General features: G+C 25.0%; 8 protein-coding genes. All 8 read left to right on the top strand.

Features of this window, described 5'->3' with window-relative positions; genetic code table 11:
* Positions 1-155: 155 nt before the first annotated feature.
* The 8 genes from ACIQ56_RS15365 (at position 156) to ACIQ56_RS15330 (ending at position 3,590) form a co-directional block, all read left to right on the top strand.
* A complete protein-coding gene (locus tag ACIQ56_RS15365; protein WP_397601926.1) occupies positions 156-335 on the top strand; it encodes a hypothetical protein in 180 nt (59 codons plus the stop codon).
* A 50-nt stretch (positions 336-385) separates the two neighbouring features.
* Entirely contained in the window at positions 386-694 is a 309-nt protein-coding gene (locus ACIQ56_RS15360) for a hypothetical protein (RefSeq protein WP_397601925.1), read from the top strand.
* 241 nt (positions 695-935) lie between these two features.
* Positions 936-1,166, top strand: a complete 231-nt coding sequence (locus ACIQ56_RS15355) for a hypothetical protein (protein ID WP_397601924.1) — start codon at positions 936-938, stop codon at positions 1,164-1,166.
* Between the two features lie 68 nt (positions 1,167-1,234).
* The gene (locus ACIQ56_RS15350; protein WP_397601923.1) at positions 1,235-1,678 is read left to right on the top strand and encodes a hypothetical protein; all 444 of its coding nucleotides are present in this window, start codon (positions 1,235-1,237) and stop codon (positions 1,676-1,678) included.
* Positions 1,679-1,838: 160 nt separating this feature from the next.
* On the top strand, positions 1,839-2,198 hold the full coding sequence (locus ACIQ56_RS15345) for a hypothetical protein (protein ID WP_397601922.1): 360 nt from the start codon (positions 1,839-1,841) through the stop codon (positions 2,196-2,198).
* A complete protein-coding gene (locus ACIQ56_RS15340) occupies positions 2,195-2,605 on the top strand; it encodes a hypothetical protein (RefSeq protein ID WP_397601921.1) in 411 nt (136 codons plus the stop codon). The genes ACIQ56_RS15345 and ACIQ56_RS15340 overlap by 4 nt, the downstream gene beginning before the upstream one ends.
* 12 nt (positions 2,606-2,617) lie before the next feature.
* Positions 2,618-3,382 carry a hypothetical protein gene (locus tag ACIQ56_RS15335; protein WP_397601920.1) on the top strand — a complete coding sequence of 255 codons (765 nt, stop codon included), beginning with the start codon at positions 2,618-2,620 and terminating at the stop codon, positions 3,380-3,382.
* A 28-nt stretch (positions 3,383-3,410) separates the two neighbouring features.
* Complete coding sequence (locus ACIQ56_RS15330) at positions 3,411-3,590, top strand: hypothetical protein (protein ID WP_397601919.1); 180 nt, start codon at positions 3,411-3,413, stop codon at positions 3,588-3,590.
* The last annotated feature ends 442 nt before the right edge of the window (positions 3,591-4,032 follow it).

Here is a 4,032-nt window from a genome sequence, read left to right as displayed (position 1 = left end):
TTGACTTTTAACTGATTTCTTCTTTAACATTGGACAACCCTTCTATATGAACGCCTAAGTTCATAGCATATTGTCCACCAAAAGGAATCACTTTAGAATATCGAGAAAGACAAAGACTACTTATACAGCAAGGAAAGGTAAAAGAAGCAATACAAATGGATATTAAAGATGTTCAAGAAATAGCAGCGAATGGTGGTAATCCAGGTAAATATGATTGTGCTATTCAGGAAGCATTAGAATATTCCGACCCTATAGATCCTAATTTGTATCGAACGCCAGCAAACTCGGCTCCTAAGCCTAAAAAAGCAACTTTACCAAGACCAAAAGGAAAGTAGAAATTTATTTAAATTTTAATTTATAAAAAATTTATCATTAGGAAGGTTATATGCTTATACTTGAATATTATGAAGATATGAATAAAGGTATGATTAATAAGAATACTAAAAAAACTGAATTGCGAAGTCTTATAAAAACAAATTTTATTGAGCGTAATCAAAAAGTAGAATATGATTATAACCATATTGATTTTTTTGTTTGTGAAGGAGCACATGCATTTTATGATGATAGTGATAAATTAATAGGATTTTTTATTGTAAATACACCAATATATTTATCTTATAAAGGTATTAATTTATATACTAATTATAAAGAAATAACTATTGAACTAACTAAAAAAAAGAAAAATTCCATATGAAGTTGAATACGATAGGATTTATATAGAAAATGAAAAGATAGAAATTCAAATTCCAGGAATTATAAAAAAAGAAAACAAAGTTGTTATTTATGAAGGTAAAGGAGAAGTAAAAGGAGTCAAGTTTGAGCTAGAAAAGTTAAATGGAAGCATTTCCTTCGAAAGACTCTCTTCTCATCACATCCCATCAAAAGTAACATACGAAAATAGCAATATATCAGCGGATAATGGTCCTGCAATAAGAATGAATTATGATCATGAAAAATATTTTTCTTGTCATGGAAAAAGTAGAAAAACCTTAAAATATTTAGAGTTGCAAAAACAACTTGTACAAAATGGAAAAGTAATGGATGCGATTCAAAATGACGAAGATGAAATTAAAGCCCAAACAAGTACCACTTATTCACGGGCGATAAAAGAAATGAAAGATTATGCCAGAACTTTAAATCCGAATGATTTTAAAAGTAAAAGTTAATTTTTATGAATAAATTTTTACTATAATTAATAATATATTAATACAAAATAGTTAAAGGAATATTTAGCATGATTTTTGAATTTATAGATAATCCCAAATTAGGATTATTAAAAGCAGGAATGACTAGAGAAGAAGTAAAAAATATTTTTCAATCAAAGGTGTTTGAATTTAAAAAAACTCCTATTTGTAAAGTAACTACGGAAGCATATTCTGATTTAGACATTCATGCATTTTATGATGATGAGACTAATAAGCTTGAAGGGCTTGAGATTTTTCAACCAAATAGACTTATAATTGCAGAAGATGCCTCAATCCTTGCAACAGACATGCAGCATTTTCTTAGAATATTAACTAATAAAAAAATTAAATTTGAACATGATTTAATGGGATTAAATTTAATGAATAATAGAATTAAAATTTATGTGCCTCATAAAGATGAATCTGTTGCGGAATGTGCTTGTGTCTATATTGATTTAAGAGAAGGTTGTAGTCTTAATATTAAAAGTAAGTAAGGTTATAGTTTAAAATATTGATTATAAGATATTGATTGCAAAAAATATAGTTCATTTTGATTTAATTTTTTAATGAAATTATTTATAAAAATAAAAAATAAATTTTAATAATTTTAAGTATAGTAAAAAATATAATAATGTTAATTGATAGGAAATTTATATGTTAATTTATGAATACTTTGAAGATTTTAATAAAGGTTTAATTAATAAAAAAAACAAAAAAAATGATCTAAGAAAAATACTTAAAAGTAATTATTTAGAATTTCCTAAGGAAGAATTTTATAATAAAAGAGATTCTTTTAGATCAATTGGTATTATGGTGATGTATGATGATAATGATTATTTGCAAAGCATTGAAATTAATACAATACCACTTTATTTATCATTTAAAAATTTTAATTTGTTTACTTTCTATGAAGAAATAGTAAAAGAACTTAGAAATAAAAAAATTGATTTTGTAACTGAAAGTGAAGGAATTCATCTAGAGAAAAAAATATCAATATATATTTACCTGAGATGAATTACGATGAAAATAAAGATCAAGTTTCAAATGAGTTATGTAAAGTAGTTTCATTTAACTTTGAATTACAAAAGTTAAATGGAAGCATTTCCTTCGAAAGACTCTCTTCTCATCACATCCCATCAAAAGTAACATATGAAAATAGTAATATATCAGTGGATAACGGTCCTGCAATAAGAATGAATTATGATCATGAAAAATATTTTTCTTGTCATGGAAAAAGTAGAAAAATCTTAAAATATTTAGAAAAGCAAAAACAACTGGTACAAAATGGAAAAGTAATGGATGCGATTCAAAATGACGAAGATGACATAATAGGAAAAACAATTACTACTTATTCAAGAGCGATAAAAGAAATGAAAGATTATGCCAGAAATCTAAGTCCTAGTGACTTTATAATTAAATAAAAGAGGTATGAGATGCTAGTGTTTAAATATTTTTCTAATATAAATGATGGTTTTATTAAACCTTATATGGATATCAATGATTTTAGAAAACAATTAAAAAGCAGTTATATTACTTTCGAAAATGAAGATAATATAGATTTTCCTGAAAGAGATATATTCAATTCCATTGGTATTCAATCATCTTACAATGATAATTTGAAGACGTATAATTTAGATATCAATGATGAAAATAAATTTATGTATAAAGATATAAATTTAATTGATGATGTTAAAAATATTTTACTTAAATTTAAAGAAAATAAAATTGAATATAAAATAGATGAATATGGAATGACAATAGAAAATGGGATTATTGGATTATTTATACCAGATATGATTGAAGATCAAAGTGATTCAGAATTTAATGAGCAAAAAGTAAGATCAATCAATATATATTTTGACCATGGAGAATGCAGTCTAAGTTTTGAAAGATTAATATCTAATCATATTCCATCAAAAAAAACCTATGAAAAAAGTAAAATTAGTTCAGATGATGCTCCATCAGTTCTTATGTACTTAGAGCATCAAAAGTATTTAGCTAGCCATGGAAAAAGTAAAGATACTGCTCAATATATTGAGATGCAAAAAAAATTAGTAGCTGAAGGTAAAGTAATAGAAGCAATACAAAAAGATATTGAAGACATAAAAAATAAAACAAATATTATTTATACTAAAGGCTTAAATCAAATGAAAAATTACGCAAAAACATTAAATCCCAATGACTTTATTGAAAAATAACAAAGCAAAGTAAAAGGAAGTAAATTTTATGTTATTTGAATATTCAAAAGAAGCCAAAAATGGACAATTAAAAGCTGGAATGAGCAGAGAAGAATTTAGAAAAGTATTTAACTCTGAAGTTTATGAGTTTTTAAAAACATCCTTGTGTGAATTAACAACAGATGCATTTCATGAATTAGACGTCCATGCACATTATGAAAGTGAATGACATTTTTTCTTAATTTAACGAAAGAATTTAGCTTATTTATAATAGAAATATAAATTGAATTTAGGATATTATTTATTCGAAATTTAAAATTAAAATGAAATCTTATTAATTATATCAAAATATATTAAATATAAATATTAAGTCGAGAAGAGCAAAGGAGCAAACATTTATTTAATAGAAGTATAATAATTTTGAAAATTATAACAAATATAAAGCTAATAGAAAACCTCTATATGAGATAGAAGTAACTACAAAAGAAATAGACAAAAATGGTAAATATTTTTCTGACGAAAAATATTATCCTAATTAAGGAAAAATAATTTTGGTGCGCCAAGATAAGTGCGTAAGAACCAGTGAGTGCGAATCTCACCCACGTAAAGATTAGCCATCAGCGTGGAAGTAAGCAGTGCGATTAATAAGGTAACAAATTAATTGAAGCCAT

The organism is Silvanigrella sp. (assembly GCF_044369315.1).
In the GTDB taxonomy this organism is placed as follows: Bacteria; Bdellovibrionota_B; Oligoflexia; order Silvanigrellales; family Silvanigrellaceae; genus Silvanigrella.
The sequence above is the reverse complement of the archived record's forward strand: the minus strand, read 5'-3'. Positions and strand labels throughout refer to the sequence as shown.